The 13,710-nt window shown below is 72.6% G+C and carries 16 protein-coding genes; 8 read left to right on the top strand and 8 right to left on the bottom strand.

What is annotated here, in order from left to right; genetic code table 11:
* Window positions 1-171 precede the first annotated feature (171 nt).
* Complete coding sequence (locus ACK99Q_RS11550; protein ID WP_410186279.1) at window positions 172-387, top strand: thioredoxin family protein; 216 nt, start codon at window positions 172-174, stop codon at window positions 385-387.
* 252 nt (window positions 388-639) lie between these two features.
* Here ACK99Q_RS11550 and ACK99Q_RS11555 read toward each other — a convergent pair whose 3' ends face one another.
* Window positions 640-1,710 carry a hypothetical protein gene (locus ACK99Q_RS11555; RefSeq protein WP_410186280.1) on the bottom strand — a complete coding sequence of 357 codons (1,071 nt, stop codon included), beginning with the start codon at window positions 1,708-1,710 and terminating at the stop codon, window positions 640-642.
* 783 nt (window positions 1,711-2,493) lie between these two features.
* On the opposite strand from ACK99Q_RS11555, the gene ACK99Q_RS11560 reads away from it, so the two are divergent.
* Window positions 2,494-2,784 carry a WhiB family transcriptional regulator gene (locus ACK99Q_RS11560; RefSeq protein ID WP_179424212.1) on the top strand — a complete coding sequence of 97 codons (291 nt, stop codon included), beginning with the start codon at window positions 2,494-2,496 and terminating at the stop codon, window positions 2,782-2,784.
* Window positions 2,785-2,824: 40 nt separating this feature from the next.
* Here ACK99Q_RS11560 and ACK99Q_RS11565 read toward each other — a convergent pair whose 3' ends face one another.
* Window positions 2,825-3,211 (bottom strand): DUF1304 domain-containing protein, encoded by a 387-nt coding sequence (locus ACK99Q_RS11565; RefSeq protein WP_410186281.1) that lies wholly within the window; start codon window positions 3,209-3,211, stop codon window positions 2,825-2,827.
* A 190-nt stretch (window positions 3,212-3,401) separates the two neighbouring features.
* On the opposite strand from ACK99Q_RS11565, the gene ACK99Q_RS11570 reads away from it, so the two are divergent.
* Genes ACK99Q_RS11570 through ACK99Q_RS11580 form a run of 3 tightly spaced genes read left to right on the top strand, consistent with a single transcriptional unit; the run spans window position 3,402 to window position 6,439 of the window.
* A complete protein-coding gene (locus ACK99Q_RS11570) occupies window positions 3,402-4,772 on the top strand; it encodes a hemolysin family protein (RefSeq protein ID WP_410186282.1) in 1,371 nt (456 codons plus the stop codon).
* Window positions 4,772-5,791 (top strand): hemolysin family protein, encoded by a 1,020-nt coding sequence (locus ACK99Q_RS11575; RefSeq protein WP_410186283.1) that lies wholly within the window; start codon window positions 4,772-4,774, stop codon window positions 5,789-5,791. Before ACK99Q_RS11570 ends, ACK99Q_RS11575 begins: the two co-directional genes overlap by 1 nt.
* A gap of 45 nt (window positions 5,792-5,836) precedes the next feature.
* Window positions 5,837-6,439 carry a phosphoribosylanthranilate isomerase gene (locus ACK99Q_RS11580; RefSeq protein ID WP_410186284.1) on the top strand — a complete coding sequence of 201 codons (603 nt, stop codon included), beginning with the start codon at window positions 5,837-5,839 and terminating at the stop codon, window positions 6,437-6,439.
* On the opposite strand, the gene ACK99Q_RS11585 is transcribed toward ACK99Q_RS11580, so the two are convergent.
* A complete protein-coding gene (locus tag ACK99Q_RS11585) occupies window positions 6,402-7,568 on the bottom strand; it encodes an MFS transporter (RefSeq protein WP_410186285.1) in 1,167 nt (388 codons plus the stop codon). The genes ACK99Q_RS11580 and ACK99Q_RS11585 overlap by 38 nt on opposite strands.
* A gap of 90 nt (window positions 7,569-7,658) precedes the next feature.
* Here ACK99Q_RS11585 and ACK99Q_RS11590 point away from each other — a divergent pair, with 90 nt between their 5' ends.
* Window positions 7,659-8,231 carry a TetR/AcrR family transcriptional regulator gene (locus ACK99Q_RS11590; protein WP_410186286.1) on the top strand — a complete coding sequence of 191 codons (573 nt, stop codon included), beginning with the start codon at window positions 7,659-7,661 and terminating at the stop codon, window positions 8,229-8,231.
* Here ACK99Q_RS11590 and ACK99Q_RS11595 read toward each other — a convergent pair.
* Entirely contained in the window at window positions 8,188-8,595 is a 408-nt protein-coding gene (locus tag ACK99Q_RS11595) for a bleomycin resistance protein (RefSeq protein ID WP_410186287.1), read from the bottom strand. The two genes, ACK99Q_RS11590 and ACK99Q_RS11595, sit on opposite strands and share 44 nt — an antisense overlap.
* A gap of 162 nt (window positions 8,596-8,757) precedes the next feature.
* Here ACK99Q_RS11595 and ACK99Q_RS11600 point away from each other — a divergent pair, with 162 nt between their 5' ends.
* The gene (locus ACK99Q_RS11600; protein WP_179424220.1) at window positions 8,758-8,943 is read left to right on the top strand and encodes a hypothetical protein; all 186 of its coding nucleotides are present in this window, start codon (window positions 8,758-8,760) and stop codon (window positions 8,941-8,943) included.
* A 13-nt stretch (window positions 8,944-8,956) separates the two neighbouring features.
* Here the strand turns inward: ACK99Q_RS11600 and ACK99Q_RS11605 are convergent, their stop codons facing one another.
* On the bottom strand, window positions 8,957-9,415 hold the full coding sequence (locus ACK99Q_RS11605; protein WP_410186288.1) for an RrF2 family transcriptional regulator: 459 nt from the start codon (window positions 9,413-9,415) through the stop codon (window positions 8,957-8,959).
* Between the two features lie 50 nt (window positions 9,416-9,465).
* Between ACK99Q_RS11605 and ACK99Q_RS11610 the strand changes: the two genes are divergently transcribed.
* Entirely contained in the window at window positions 9,466-10,470 is a 1,005-nt protein-coding gene (locus tag ACK99Q_RS11610) for an asparaginase (RefSeq protein WP_410186289.1), read from the top strand.
* A 2-nt stretch (window positions 10,471-10,472) separates the two neighbouring features.
* On the opposite strand, the gene ACK99Q_RS11615 is transcribed toward ACK99Q_RS11610, so the two are convergent.
* Genes ACK99Q_RS11615 through ACK99Q_RS11625 form a run of 3 tightly spaced genes read right to left on the bottom strand, consistent with a single transcriptional unit; the run spans window position 10,473 to window position 13,464 of the window.
* Entirely contained in the window at window positions 10,473-10,649 is a 177-nt protein-coding gene (locus tag ACK99Q_RS11615) for a hypothetical protein (protein WP_410186290.1), read from the bottom strand.
* Window positions 10,646-12,691, bottom strand: coding sequence for an alkaline phosphatase family protein (locus tag ACK99Q_RS11620; protein WP_410186291.1), 2,046 nt, complete (start codon window positions 12,689-12,691; stop codon window positions 10,646-10,648). Before ACK99Q_RS11620 ends, ACK99Q_RS11615 begins: the two co-directional genes overlap by 4 nt.
* On the bottom strand, window positions 12,688-13,464 hold the full coding sequence (locus tag ACK99Q_RS11625) for an MBL fold metallo-hydrolase (protein ID WP_410186292.1): 777 nt from the start codon (window positions 13,462-13,464) through the stop codon (window positions 12,688-12,690). Before ACK99Q_RS11625 ends, ACK99Q_RS11620 begins: the two co-directional genes overlap by 4 nt.
* Window positions 13,465-13,710: the final 246 nt, after the last annotated feature.

A 13,710-nucleotide genomic window follows, 5' to 3' on the forward strand; every position in this document is an offset into this window, starting at 1 on the left:
TCCCGCGGTCGCCGAGGGCACGCCACGCTGCGGGAAGTGCGGGACTCCGCTGCGCTGGGTGGTGGACGCGAGCGACGACGAGTTCCGCGACGTCGTCGACGAGTCGAGCCTGCCAGTGCTGGTCGTCGTATGGCCCCGTGGTGCGGCCCCTGCCGGATGGTGAGCCCGGCCTTGGAGAAGCTGGTCGGGGAGCTGGCCGGCAGGCTGAAGCGGGTCAAGGTCAGCGCCGACGCCAACCCGGCGGTGAGCCGGCGGTTCGAGGTCCAGTCGATCCCGACGCTGGTTCTCCTCGACCACGGCACGGTGGTCGACAAGCAGATCGGCGCCCTTCCGGAGCACCTGCTGCGCTCCTGGCTCGAGTCCGAACTCCCGGCAGTGGAGCGATGATCGCCGACCCGCACCTCCGGGTGATCCAGCACGTGCGACCACCCGCCCGTCGCACCTGCGACAGTGCCTGACCTGCGGCCAGGTCGGCTGCTGCGACTCGTCGCCGATGCGGCACGCGTCCCGGCCGCGGTCATGGGTGCCTCCATCGGCCAGATCGGCACCGCATGGGGCTGAAAGACCTCGGGCGAGTATCGGACGCAGGTCTCCGGTGAGGTCATCGGGCGGCACGCAGGAGATCTGGGCAAGTGCTGCTCACCCGTTCCGCAGGACCTCACTCGACCCCTGCCGGTAGGTGTAAGCGGCGGCCCGAACCGCTTCGTCGCTCTCCAGCCCCGCACCGAGGGCTCCGCCGAGCGTTGCGAGGACGCTGGCGAGCAACGCCAGCTTCATGTAGTCGCCAACTCGAACCGCATGCCCGATGTTCTCCTCCAGCAGATGCGCAGGCACCAGAACCGGCGTCGTCAGCAGCGCGAGCAGAAGGAGCGCGGCGTACAGGGAGAGCACCCCCAAGACGACTGTGCCCGTCGTGGCCAGGTTGAAGAGGGTGACCTGCTTTCCACCGACCGGATTCGAACCGCGCTCCCACAGGCCCCCGCCGAGGATCAGCGCGACCGTGATCGCCGCGACGGAGCCCACCCCGACGGCCGAGAGTCTCATCCAACTGAGCGCGTCGCCCAGCTGCCAGATGTCTGGCGTGACCAGCGCGAAGACTCCAGTGGCAAGAGCGGCGGTCAATGCTCTCGAGAGCCCAACTGCAAGCCTCCACGGCTGGTTGGCCCGGATCATTCCGACCAGTAGTCGCACGTTCCCGCCAAGGACCCTCGCAGTGAACATGACGCTGCCGTCGCCCTCGTCCTCCTGGCTGCCGAGTTCCCGGGCGCGGCGCCCGAGTCCGGCCACAGAGCCGGCCGGCGCGTGGTCCTCGGTGTCACCAAGCAAGGTGCGCACGAGCCCTACGGCCACGTCACGGGTGCGCCGGCGTAGTCCCACGGCGCCGAGCGCCGGCAGGCACACGACAGCCACTCCGTGCACTGGGCTGGCATGAGCCACGACCGGCCGCCGGTGAGCCCTGAGGGGCAGATCCGTCAGGCAGACAACCAGATCCCAGGCCTCTTTCAGAAGCCGCTCCCTCGCCGCGGCGACGAGGGCGGCGTCGTCCGCAGGTGGATGGACGAGGACGTCGACCACCGTTGCCACCCGCCACCGGACGGTAGGTACTTGCAGACTCAGCTCAGCGCAGAGATCGTCAGCGAGATTCGACGCAACCTCGGTGGCCGTGCCGGGAGCCGAGATCAGTCCGATCACCACCTCACCGGCGCTCATGGGGATGCGGCCGGGCTTGACGAGTTCTTCCGGGCGTCCTGCGTCATGCTACGAGTGTCTGATCGCCGCGCGGCGTGACGCAAGGAACATCAACCCCGAGGACCCGTCCGGCACCTGTCGTAGGCTCGTGATCGGATCATGCGGACGACGTCGCCGGAATCGGGCCCCTGCACCTCCCGTTGATCACGTGCCCGCACGGGCGCCAGGCGTCCACCTGGACTGCGTCGCGATCCTCGCTGAGCCCACTGACGCTCTGCCAAGCGCCGATCAGGTTCGTTTCTGCAATCGCGCGCACGCTGGTGAGGAGCGCCACGATGAGGGCGATCTCCTCTGCCGTCGCAGGGCGGATGCGTCGCTCGGCGCCCGAGCCTCCGCCGCCAGAGATGCCACAGGGGTTGAACGGAATCCAAGCCTTGCCGCTGTTCTTTGTCGGGTCGGCGGCCGTCCGCATGATGGCGCGAAGAAGGGAGCACGCGTGGGCCCGATACGTGGGCCGGTCGGGAGCGGCATCGTCTTACCACCGGCTGCTCCCGCCATGCGGAACGCTGAGAGGCGTTCGGCATCCACCCAGTATCGCCCACCCGAGGAGAGCCCCGGAACCGCAACGGTTCCGGGGCTTTCGGCGTTGCTGGGTCCGCAACCCGCGCTCGCCAGTCCGATTCCTGAGGAGAAACCTATTCACCTTGCTTGCCACATGAATAAGTTACGTAGTACGGTCGGACTACTCACCGAGTTGTGCACCCAGCTCGCGTCAGTACACACCCCTGGGGAAGGGGCAGTTCCATGGTCAACATCAAGAGGCTTCCGTCGCCCATCATCGAGTCCTACGAATGGCAGTGGGAGGGCGCCTGCATGGGCGCCGACTCCTCGGTCTTCTTCTCGCCCGAAGCAGAGCGCGGGATGAAGCGGCACCGCCGCGAGGAGAACGCCAAGGCCGTCTGCGCCACGTGCCCGGTCATCGACCGGTGCCGTGAGCACGCGCTCGCCGTGCAGGAGCCGTACGGCGTCTGGGGCGGCCTCACCGAGTCCGAGCGCACGGAGATCCTCGCGGGTCGTCAGGTGGCCGTCGGCTGAGACCGACCCGCGTCGCGGGACGCTGACGCCTCGGACTGGCTCAGACCAGGACGCCGACGAGCAGCGCGACGACGCCGAGCACGGGAAGCGTGCCCTGGGTGATCGCGGCGCGGGCCTTGCTGCGATCCGAGAGCAGCAGGACGAGCGCGGCGGCGGCCATGGAGCCGATGCCGGCGAGCACGAGCGCCACCCCGGCGTCGTCCTCGTTCGACAGGACGAGCGCGATGCCGATGCCGGTCACGATCGCGAGGAAGAGGTTGTAGAAGCCCTGGTTGTAGGCCATCTGCCTCGTCGCCTCGGCCTCCTGTGCGCTGAGTCCGAACGTGGCGCGGGTCCGCGGACTCGTCCAGGTGACGGACTCCATGACGAAGATGTACACGTGCAGCAGGGCGGCGAGCCCCGCGAGGACCAGACCGATCGCGACCATGGCCCGATCCTGCCCTGCGAAGGGCTCGCGCGCACGCACCGACGTGCCGCCGTTGGGGGCGGCGCTTAGACTCGCCTCACCCGAATGACGACGCCGTCGTCCGCCCTCGACCCGAGAGACACATGGACATACACAGTACGAGCCCCCTGCCTGCACCTGAGGAAGACGCGGACGGGGGGAATGAGAACTGATGTGGGCGCTGACACTGCTGCTCGGCGTCGTGGTGGTCCTGGCGATCACCGCCGTCACCGGCTACTTCGTGGCGCAGGAGTTCGCCTACATGGCGGTCGACCGCGCACGCCTCGGCGCTCTCGCCGAGAAAGGTGACCCGCGGGCCCGGCGCGCGCTGTCCGTGACGCGCAGGACGTCCTTCATGCTGTCGGGCGCCCAGCTGGGCATCACCGTCACCGGACTGCTGGTCGGCTACGTCGCCGAGCCGCTGATCGGTGAGTCCCTCGGCACCGCCCTCGGCGGCGTGGACGTCCCCACGGGCGTCGGGATCGCGATCGGCACGGTCGTTGCGCTGCTGCTGTCGACGTTCGTCCAGATGGTCTTCGGCGAACTGTTCCCGAAGAACCTCGCGATTGCGCGGCCCGAGCCGGTCTCGTTGTGGCTGGCGCGGTCGACGACGATCTACCTCGCCGCGTTCGGCTGGCTGATCAAGCTGTTCGACGCGGCCTCCAACGCGCTCCTGCGCGCGCTGCGCATCGACCCGGTGCACGACGTCGAGCACGCGGCCACCCCGCGCGACCTCGAGCACATCGTCGAGCAGTCCGAGCGCAGCGGCGACCTCCCGCACGAGCTGTCGACGCTGCTCGACCGCGTGCTCGACTTCCCCCAGGCCGACGTGGAGCACGCGATGATCCCGCGCTCGCGCGTCGACGTGCTGCGGCCCGACGCCGGCCTCGACGAGATCCGCACGGTCATGGCCGAGGGGCACTCGCGCTACCCGGTGCTGAGCGAGGACGACGAGGTGCTCGGCGTCGTCCAGCTCGCCGACGTGCTCGAGGCCGACGGGACGGCGGCCGAGCCCACCGCGGCCGACCTGCTGCGACCGGCACTCATCCTGCCCACCACGATGGCGCTGCCCGCCGCGCTCCAGGCCCTGACGGGCGAGCGGCAGCAGCTGGCCTGCGTCGTCGACGAGTACGGCGGCTTCGCCGGCGTGCTCACGGTGGAGGACCTGGCCGAGGAGCTGGTCGGCGAGATCACCGACGAGCACGATCCCGACGACCCGACCGCGGAGCCGCAACCCGACGACGGCAGCTGGGTGATGGGCGGCGACGTCCACATCGACGAGGTCGAGCGCGCGATCGGTCACGAGCTGCCGCCGGGCGACTACGAGACGATCGCCGGCTTCGTCATCGCCCACCACGGCGCCCTGCCCGAGCTGGGCTCGACCGTCGAGGTCGAGCTGCCGCTGCGTCCGTCCGACCTCGTCGGCGACGAGGACGTCACGCCGCCGCTGCTGCGCGTGGAGGTGCTCGCGATCGAGCGGCACGTTCCGGCGCTCGTCCGCGTCACCACCCCCGTCGACGACCAGGCCGAGGAGGCCCTCTGATGAGCAACCCCTGGCTGATCGTCGGCGCGACCGTCGCGCTCATCGCCCTCAGCGCCTTCTTCGTCGCAGTGGAGTTCGCCCTGCTGGCCGCCAAGCGGCACCGCCTGGAGGACGCCGCCACCACGAGCCGCTCCGCGCGGGCGGCCCTGCGCAGCTCGAGCGAGCTGACGCTGCTGCTCGCCGGGTCCCAGCTGGGCATCACGGCCTGCACGCTGGCGCTCGGCGCCATCACGAAGCCGGCCGTCCACCACTGGCTGACCCCGTGGTTCGAGACGTGGGGGATGGCCCTGTGGGTCGCCGACGTCGCGGGCTTCGTCCTCGCGCTGATCATCGTCACGTTCCTGCACCTCGTGGTGGGCGAGATGGCGCCGAAGTCGTGGGCGATCGCCCACCCCGAGCTCTCCGCGACCGTCCTCGCGCTGCCGATGCGCGGCTTCATGTGGCTCACCCGCCCGCTGCTGCGGGGACTGAACGAGCTGGCCAACCGGTGCCTGCGCCGCGTGGGCGTGGAGCCGACGAACGAGGTCGCCTCGGGGCAGACGAGCGACGACCTGCGTCACCTGGTCGCGCACTCCGCCACGGCGGGGACGCTCGACCCGGCGTACTCGAGCCAGCTCTCGGTGGCGCTCGAGCTCCAGTCGCTCACGGTGGCCGAGCTGCTCGCCGAGGGGTCGGAGCCCGTGGGCGTGCCCGCGGACGCGACCGTGGCCGACGTGCGCCGCGCGGCGCAGGAGTCGGGTCACCTGCGGATCCTGCTCCAGCAGGAGGATGCGACGCACGGCTTCGTGCACGTGCGCGACACCCTGCTGCACGAGCCGGATGCACCCGTGCGTGCGCTCGTCCGGCCGGTGCTCGCGCTCGACCCGAGCACCCCGGTGTTCAGCGCACTCGCGTCGATGCGCGAGTCGCGGAGCCACCTCGCGGTGGTCGGGGCTCCTGGCGCAGGTGGGGCTCACGGCGTCCTCACGATGACCGACGTCCTCGACCGGCTGTTCCCCACGCCGACGCAGGCCGTCTAGGCCGGCGCGGCGGGGGAGCGTCGGGAGACTGGGAGACTGGGTCGCGTGTACGTGAAGATCTGTGGACTCCGCACGGCCGAGCACGCGCGCGTGGCGGTGGACGCCGGCGCCGACGCGGTTGGCGTCGTCATGAACGCGACGAGCCCGCGCCGGGCGACCGACGACGAGGCCCGCGCGGTGCTCGAGGCAGCGGGCTCCGTCGACACGGTGCTCGTGGTCAACGATCTCCCGGCCGAGGAGGCGGCGCGGACCGCGCGGCGGCTGGGCTTCGACGTCCTCCAGCTGCACGGGCGCGCCTACGGCGAGGCCGACTTCGCCGCGGCGCTCGCGGTCGTGCCGCGGGTGTGGCGGGCCACCTCGCTCGACCTCGACCCGCCGCTCGAGGTGGGGGCGTGGGGCGAGGAGGCGCTGCTGCTCGACGCGCCGAAGCCCGGCTCGGGCGAGCGCTGGGACCTGACAGAGCTCGCCGAGCGCGCGCCCGACGGCCGGTGGCTGCTGGCCGGCGGACTCTCGCCCGCCAACGTCGCCGAGGCCGTTGCGGCGGTCCGACCCGGTGGCGTGGACGTCTCGAGCGGCGTCGAGGTGGCGCCGGGTGAGAAGTCCTCCGAGCTCATCCGCGCGTTCGTCGCGGCGGCGCGGCGAGGCTGACCTCGGCGGTCGGGCGGACCAGGGCGGCCGCGACCGCCGCGAGACCAGCGACGAGGAAGCCCGCCCGGGCGTCTGACGCCTCGGCGACGGCGCCGAGGGCCGAGGACCCCGCGGCCTGCCCGAGGGCGAGCACGAGGAACGCCCACCCCAAGCCGGCGGCGGGGCTGTGGGGGTGCACGCGCGTCGCCCACACCAGCAGCAGGCCGGTGACGGCGATGTAGGCGGCGCCGAAGGACGCCGCGGCCACGGAGGCGGTCACGAGTCGGCCCGGCGCGACAGCCAGGAATGCCGTGGCGCCCCCGAGGAGGAGCGTCGTGCCCGACCACGCCGCCGGGAGCCCGCGTCGTGCGGCGAGGTCGCCGGCGCCCGCACCGAGAACGCCGAACGCGCCGAGCAGGATCCAGGCGACGGTGGATCCCTGATCGCCCAGCCCCTCGGCGACCATGAGGTCGCGCCCGAAGGTCCAGACGGCAGCGCTCGCAGCACCGGCGAGCGCCGCGGCCACCGTGAGACGCGAGCTCCCCGGTGGGAGGAGCGGCCGCGGCAGCAGCCCGTCCGCCGGTTCCGTGCTGCGATCTCCCGGCACCCGGACGGCGGCCCACAGCGTCGCGAGCGAGGCGAGGATCGCGAAGGTCAGCCAGGCCTCGCGCCACTCGTCCCGGGTCAGCAGGGCGATCGGCCCCGCGATGGCGACTCCCACGCCCGTGCCGGCGTTGACGACCGTCTGGACGCGCCCCTGCCGCTCGGAGGCCACCCGGTGCGCCACCGCGTGGGCGAGGGCGGGGGACACCAACCCGGTGCTCGCCCCGCCCAGGAGGACGCCGAGCACCAGTGCGGGCGTGCTCCCGGCCAGGGCGATCGCCAGCGTGCCCGCGGTCGCGAAGCTGCCGGCGGCCACAGCCACCGCCCGGCCGCCGAGGCGTGGCGTCAGCACGGACGCGGCCAGGACCGCCACGCAGTAGACGACGTACCCGCCGGACGCGATGATCCCGGTGGTGGTCGCGTCGAGGGAGAACTCGGCGCGGAACGAGGGGACGAACAGGCCGTACGCGAACCGGGCGAGGCCGTAGCAGGCGCCGATCAGGCACAGGCCCGCCGCACTCAGGGCGAGCTCCTCGCGGTGGATCATCGAACTCCTTGCTTCACAGGTCTGTGAATACGCTTCGACGCTACTACACTGACCGGTGAACGGCAGAGGAGCGGAGCGAGCATGGACGCGGTGACCACGGACGAGGGCGAGCTGACGCTGCCCGACCTCACGCCCGCGGCCCGGCGCATCCTCGACGCTGCTGCCGAGCTCTACTACCTCCACGGGATCCACGCGGTGGGCGTCGACACCATCGCGGCGGCCTCCGGGGTCACCAAGCGCACGCTCTACGACCGCTTCGGCTCCAAGGACGTCCTCGTCGCCACCTATCTGCGCGCCCGGCACGTCGCGTGGTGGGCGCGCCTCGACGAGCGGCTGGAGGACGCATCGGACCCGCGCGCCCTCGCGGTGTTCGACGCCTACGCGCAGGACGCGCCGTCGGTCGAGCGGGGCTGCGCCTTCGTCAATGCCGCGGGCGAGCTGCCGGCGGGACACCCGGCCCGTGCCGTGATCCGGGCACACAAGCACGCGGTGCGGGCGCGGCTGGAGGAGCTCGTGCGCGCCGACCGGCCGGGGCTCGACGCGTCGGTGACGGCCGACCACCTCTTCCTGCTGCTGGAGGGCGGCGTCACGCAGCGGGGTATCGACGGCGACGCGCGCCTCATGCGCTCGGCGCGTGCGGCGGCGGCTCGTCTCCTGGGCTGACCGGGGGGAAGCCACCGAGCCGCACGAGGTTTCCGTGCGGGTCGATGACGTGGAACTCCGTCGCTCCCCACGGCTCGTCCCGTGGCTCGCTCAGGACCGCCGGGGCGGCCACCTCCACCCCGCTCCAGGCGGAGTGGCACGCGCGAGCGGCGTCCGGGTCGGCGAAGCGGACGTAGCAGGCCACGTCGTTGGTCCACCGGTCGACGGTGGCGTCGTGCCAGAAGTGCAGCTCGATGCCGAGGTCCTCGTGGCGCAGGACGAGGTACTCGTCCCACCGTCCTCGCTCGACGAACCCGAGGTCGCGCCAGAACGTCGCGGTCGTGTCGAAGTCCGCGCTGGGCAGGATCGGGATGGTCTCCGTCATGGGGTCGAGTATGGCGGCGACGCGAGGGCCGCGGAGTCGCGCAGGTCGGGCGCCAGTCAAGCACCCGTGTGCCGTCTCCCACCGCCATGTCCTTGCCGGTGGACCCCGCGGTTCGCGACAGTGGACGAGGGGCATCTGCCCTGCGATGACGGGAGGCGCGACATGGCGGACGGCGGAGCCGGCGCGGCGGCCGGCGGGGGAGCGATCTACGGGCTCGGGATCTTCGGCGCGTGGGTGTGGTTCTGGACCGAGGCCGAGGGCTTCTGGGAGCACGCGTACGCGATCTTCCAGGGCCTGTTCTGGCCGGCGTACATGATCTACGACGCCTTCGCGGCGCTCGCACGCTGACCGTGCACCGGGATCAGCGCGACTGCCAGGCCTCGGAGTGCTCGGTGCGCTTGAGCACCGACGACGGCAGGTTGCCCTCGGCGAGCTGCTCGATCGTGACGGTCTCCAGCACCTCGCGCAGGGCGTCGCGCGCAGCGATCCACACGGGCTTGAGGCTCTCGGCGCGGCCGTTGTAGGAGACGGCCTCGGGACGCAGGCCGTAGATCGAGACGATGGGGCCGTCGACCGCGCGGATGACGTCGGCGATCGTCACGGCGTAGGCGGGTCGGGCGAGGCGCCAGCCGCCGGACTGCCCGCGCTGGGCGATGAGGACGCCGGCCTTGCGCAGGTCGCCCAGGATCGATTGGAGGAACCCGTGGGGGATGTCCTGGCGTCGTCCGAGCTCGTCGGCGGTCACCGGCTTGTCGCCCGGCTCGGCCGCCAGTTCGATCAGCGCGCGCAGCGCGTAGTCGGCCTTCGTCGAGACTCTCACCCGACCAGTGTCCCAAAGCGGGCCGCCGGTGGCGTGACTATCCTCCGAGAGTGACCCGCGACGACACTTCGAACGACGTCTCGACCCTGACGGCCGCCCCGCTCGCGCACGTGGTGCGCGGCGACCTCGTCGAGTCGGTGCACCTGGGGCATCTCGTGGCGCTCGGCGCCGACGGCGATCCCGCCCTGACGCTCGGCGACCCGGGCGTGACGATGTGGCCTCGGTCCAGCGTCAAGCCGTTCCAGGCGGTCGCGATGGTGCGTCACGGCCTCGACCTGCCCGAGTCGCTGATGGCGCTCGCCGCCGCGAGCCACAACGGCGAGCCCGAGCACGTCTCGGGCGCGCTCGCGATCCTGGCTCGCGCGGGCCTCGACGCCCGGGCGCTGCGCAACACCCCCGACCTGCCGTGGGGCTCCACCGCGATGCGCGAGTGGCTCGCCGGCGGCCGGGGTCCCGAGCAGATCTGCCAGAACTGCTCGGGCAAGCACGCGGCGATGCTGCTGACCTGCGTCACCGCCGGCTGGGACACCGAGACGTACCTGCAGCCCGACCACCCGCTCCAGCAGGCGATCCGCGAGACGATCGGCGAGCTCACGGGCGTGCCCGTCGCGACCGAGACCGTCGACGGGTGTGGCGCGCCGCTGTTCGCCACGACCGTCACCGGCCTCGCCCATGGCTTCGCGCGCGTGGCCGCGGCCCCGACGACCGAACCGGAGTCCGCGGAGGCCCGCGTCGCCCGCGCCATGGCGGCGCATCCCGACATGGTCGCCGGCGGCCAGCGTCCGACCACCACGCTCATGCGCGCGGTCCCCGGACTGGTCGCGAAGGACGGCGCCGACGGGATCTTCGCCGCGGGCCTGCCCGACGGGCGGGCCGTGGCGTTCAAGGTGCTCGACGGCGCGGAGCGGCCGCTGGCCCCCGTCCTCGTCACGGCACTCGACGCGCTGGGCGCGTTCGACGGCGAGGGCGTGGACCACGAGGCCGTCGTGTCGCTGCGCGAGCGTGCGGTGCTCGGCGCCGGGCGCCCCGTCGGCGCGATCCGCGCCGCGTTCTGACCTCAGTCCCGGTCGCGCACCCAGTCGATGACGGCGGGGTCGCCGGTCCGGAAGCGCTCGACCTCCTCGCCACCGTCGCAGCGGCACAGCACGACGTCGGCCTCGGTGCCGAGCTCGACGAGCTGACACGTGCCGCCGTGGGCGACCCAGCGCTCGAGCCGGGCGATCGCGTCGCTCACGGGAGTCCCGCCCACGTGCGCAGCTGACGGTGCACGCTCCACGCGCCCACGAGGACGGGGGAGTCGCCGAGCTCGGGGACGGGCTCGGTCAGGTCGGGGTCCACCTTCCAGCCGCGTGGGTGCACGAGCACCGCGTGGTTCTGCGGACCGCCGATGCCGCCGTGCGAGCCGACCTGCCCCTCGAACGCGTGGATGCCGCCGAGCTCGTCCACCGTCGAGATCACGACGAGGTCGCCGCAGTCCTGGAGTCCGTGCAGCCGGGCGAGGTCGGCCGCGGTGCGCGAGGGGTAGTCCCGCAGCGGGTCCTCGCCCGTGACCGTGCCGTCCGGACCGAGTGCGCGGGCGCCGTCGGGCCCGAACACGATCGGCGCGCCCGCGTCGTCGGTGCTCATCACGAGGCCGACGCCGGGGCTGGCCAGCAGCCCGGGCACGAGATTCGGCCAGGTGCCGTCGACCTGCGACAGGGCGGGCCGCTGGGCCAGGCGGGGGAACCACACCATGCCGAGGTTGCCGCCGCCGGTGACGACGACCTCGGGGTCCTCGGAGTCGGCCACCACCTTCTCGGGGCGTCGCTGGCCCTCGCCGACCACGCTGGAGACCAGCGCGTTGACGGGGCCCCGCTCCTCGCCGCCCTCGGCGGTGGTGAGCAGGGAGGCATCGGACTGGTCGGTGCGCATCAGCGCCGCCACGTGCTCGGGGAACGAGATGCCGGCCAGGTCGGAGAACGGGGCGCCGAGGCTCTGGCCGTGGTCCGAGACCAGGACGAGGTCGTACCGCGTCGCCACGGTGCGGGCCACGTCCTCGAGCGCGCCGAGGACGCCGTCGAGGCCCTCGATCGCGCGCATCGACTCCGGGCGCTCGGGGCCGGCGTGGTGGGCGATCTCGTCGTAGTCCACGAAGTCCACGAAGATCAGCGGCGAGCCGTGTGCCATCTCCTCGGCGACGAGCGACAGGTTGAGCTTGCGCAGCAGCACGTTCGTGACACCGCGCAGGACGACGTAGCCGCCCTTGCGGGGGATGCGCGGCTGCACGTCGCGGGCGCGCTGGCGGTACCCCTGGTAGAGCTCCTTGAGCACCTCGCCGACCGTCATGACGAGGGCGCCGGGCAGCAGGAACGGCCGGATGAAGAACGACAGGTAGGTCGAGCCGGATCCCAGGTCGCGCACCCGCGTGGCCTTGCTGATCGTCAGGTAGGCGCGCGACGAGCCGCCCGTGTAGGTCGTGCTGATGGCGCTGCCGTCGCGCAGCAGGCCCGAGTCGGGCGGGAACCGCGACTCGACGAGGCGCGAGTCGGCCGGGTTGCCGGCGGCGAGCAGGCGGCCCGAGCGCCGGTCCCACCAGCGGAACGCGGGCACGTCGGGGCTGCCGTGCAGGAAGCCCGCCATGCTGGCCGGCGTCGTGCACGGGATCGTGGCCCACCAGCCCGTCAGCGCGTGGCTCGAGCCGATCCAGCGGGCGATGTTGGGCGCCTGCCCGCCGGCGATCGCGCGGCGCAGCACCGGCAGGGCCAGTCCGTCGAGCTGGACGACCAGCAGGCCGCGTCCGCCGGGCTCGGACCGCGCCCGGCCGAGGGCACGCGCGGTGCGCGCCGTCGCCGCGCCGACGACGTAGCCGCTGTCGGTCGCACCGGAGAACCAGCGACCCACGGCCATGACCGCCGAGGCGACGAGCAGGACGACGAGCGTCTCGCCGACGTCGAGGTCGGCCCGGGCGCCGAGGCTGATCGCGGCGCCCAGCACGAACACCTGCGCCCCGAGACCGAGGGCCATCGCCAGCAGCACGCTGCCGCGCGAGGCCAGCAGTCGCAGCGGGCCGGCGAGGACGACGTCGACGAGGAACATCGCGACGATCACGAAGACGATCAGCTGCACCTTGTCGTCGACGGACTCGCCGACGGACCACAGGCCGAGCGTGACCGCGACGGTCGTGACGATGACCGTCCACAGCGCCTGCATCAGGTCGGCGACGCGCGGCACCCACCGGGAGCGCCGTACGGCGACGACGCGCTCCTCGGCCCAGCCGACGGGTGCGATCTGGCTCACATCGGCATCGTCCCACGCGGCAGGGGCGTCCTGACGCCCATCGGCGGAGCCACCACGTGGTCGGCCAGGCCGGCCTCGGCGGCGGCCTCGAGGAACCGCTGCGCGGGCCGGGCGAACCACTCCTCGTGCGTCGGTCCCGAGGACCGCAGCACCACCGGCCAGTAGGTGCCGTGGTGGACCGGGACGATCCAGCGCGCGCCGACCTGCCGCACGGCGTCGACGGCCTGCACGGGGTCGAGGTGGCCGTCGCCCAGGGACGGGCCCCAGCCGCCGATCGGCACGAGCGCGAGGTCGACCGGGCGGACGGCGCGGAAGTCCATCACTCCCGTGTCGCCGGGGTACCAGCACGTCGTGCCGTCGCGGCCGAACCGGTAGCCGACCGAGAGCGCCTCGGCCGCACCCGGTCGCTTGTCGCGCCGGCCGTCGTGGCGGGCGGGGAGGACCTCGATGTCCACGCCGGCGACCTGGAGGCGGTCGCCGGGAACGACCTCGATCGTCACCAGTCGCTCGAGCGGCCGCACCGCGCGCACGGCCCCGCGCGGGACGACGATCGGGACGGTGTCGTCGAACCGGCGCAGCGTCGGGACGTGCAGGTGGTCGTGGTGCAGGTGGGAGACCAGGACGAGGTCGGCGCGGGTCGCCTCGGACGGGGGAGGCGGCGAGGCGCGCCGCACGTGGAACAGCCGACGCACCATGAGCGGGTCGGTCACGACGGTCGCGCCGGGCAGCTCGACGGTGGTGAACGAGTGGCCCCACCACGTCACCGCGGTCATGGCGTCCGGTCCTCCATGTCGTCAGTGTGGACCGCCGGCGGGTCGCGGAGGCGTCATGGACCGAAGTGACAACGCCCGACCCCAACTTGTGCACGAGTGACAAGAGTCCGCGACTGCCGACCCCGGTTTGTCCGCCATGCACAATCCGCGCGCCGAAGTTCTGCCGAAACGCGGCTGTTTGCGGCATGCGCGACTGGCCTACGGTCCGGAACTGTGGCCCACATCACATATCCGGACCGGAGGAAC

It is taken from the genome of Aeromicrobium sp. MLTX1 (genome assembly GCF_046452335.1).
Taxonomy (GTDB): Bacteria; Actinomycetota; Actinomycetes; order Propionibacteriales; family Nocardioidaceae; genus Aeromicrobium.

Bases quoted from the DNA above. Each gene is read 5' to 3' on its own strand.
- ACK99Q_RS11560 (WP_179424212.1), top strand. From the start codon at position 2,494: ATGGTCAACATCAAGAGGCTTCCGTCGCCCATCATCGAGTCCTACGAA.
- ACK99Q_RS11595 (WP_410186287.1), bottom strand. From the start codon at position 8,595: ATGACGGAGACCATCCCGATCCTGCCCAGCGCGGACTTCGACACGACC.
- ACK99Q_RS11555 (WP_410186280.1), bottom strand. From the start codon at position 1,710: ATGAGCGCCGGTGAGGTGGTGATCGGACTGATCTCGGCTCCCGGCACG.
- ACK99Q_RS11575 (WP_410186283.1), top strand. From the start codon at position 4,772: ATGAGCAACCCCTGGCTGATCGTCGGCGCGACCGTCGCGCTCATCGCC.
- ACK99Q_RS11565 (WP_410186281.1), bottom strand. From the start codon at position 3,211: ATGGTCGCGATCGGTCTGGTCCTCGCGGGGCTCGCCGCCCTGCTGCAC.
- ACK99Q_RS11585 (WP_410186285.1), bottom strand. From the start codon at position 7,568: ATGATCCACCGCGAGGAGCTCGCCCTGAGTGCGGCGGGCCTGTGCCTG.
- ACK99Q_RS11600 (WP_179424220.1), top strand. From the start codon at position 8,758: ATGGCGGACGGCGGAGCCGGCGCGGCGGCCGGCGGGGGAGCGATCTAC.
- ACK99Q_RS11570 (WP_410186282.1), top strand. From the start codon at position 3,402: ATGTGGGCGCTGACACTGCTGCTCGGCGTCGTGGTGGTCCTGGCGATC.
- ACK99Q_RS11625 (WP_410186292.1), bottom strand. From the start codon at position 13,464: ATGACCGCGGTGACGTGGTGGGGCCACTCGTTCACCACCGTCGAGCTG.